Source organism: Brevundimonas sp. (genome assembly GCF_046293315.1).
Classification (GTDB): Bacteria; Pseudomonadota; Alphaproteobacteria; order Caulobacterales; family Caulobacteraceae; genus Brevundimonas.
The window spans coordinates 257-910 of sequence record NZ_JBKBPF010000027.1 but is presented as its reverse complement, the minus strand read 5'-3'; the positions used below and the strand labels follow the sequence as shown (position 1 = coordinate 910).

Sequence of the window (654 nt, the reverse complement as noted above, 5' to 3'; positions counted from 1 at the left end):
CAGGTGACGACCGACCTGTTCCTGCTGCCCGAACGCACACGACGGATTCTCTTGAAGCGCCGACTGGACAACATGAGCTACGCCGAAATCGCCATGTCCGAGGACATGACCGTTGCGGCGGTGGAGAAGACCGTCGCCCGCGCCACCCTCCAGCTCATGAAGGGGGGCTTGCGATCATGATCCGCCTGAATCACGCCCGGCGTATCGACGCTGAAGCCGCCGCATGGCTGGCCCGGCTGGAAGGGGAGCCTGATCCGCACGTGTCTCCCGCGCTGGACGCCTGGCTGGCCGAGGATCCTGCTCACGCGTCGGCCTTCGCGCGGGCGAGCGAAATCTGGGCGATCCTGCCGCGGGCGGCGCGCTACGGCGAGGAAGAAGCCCGGATGCACCGCACGGCGGGCAGCGGGATGCGTCTTCGACCCCTCCTGGCCCTCGCCGCCTCGCTGGTGCTCGGCCTTGGAGTGCTGTGGTGGTCGCTGGGCGGGCCTGATCGGTATTCCACCAGCCCGGGCGAGCAACAGGTGGCGACCCTGCGCGATGGAAGCCGCATCGCCCTGAACACCGACTCCCGCGTCGGGGTCCAGTTCGACCAGAGCCGCCGTCACATCAGGCTTGATCGGGGCGAGGCGATGTTCGAGGTCGCGCACGACGCGC

General features: G+C 68.7%; 2 protein-coding genes. Both read left to right on the top strand.

What is annotated here, in order from left to right; translation table 11 throughout:
- On the top strand, positions 1-180 hold a 180-nt coding region (locus tag ACK4SE_RS13830; protein ID WP_409693865.1), incomplete at its 5' end, for a sigma factor-like helix-turn-helix DNA-binding protein.
- A partial coding sequence (locus ACK4SE_RS13825) for a FecR domain-containing protein (RefSeq protein ID WP_409693862.1) occupies positions 177-654 on the top strand: 478 nt, incomplete at its 3' end. The genes ACK4SE_RS13830 and ACK4SE_RS13825, both read left to right, overlap by 4 nt.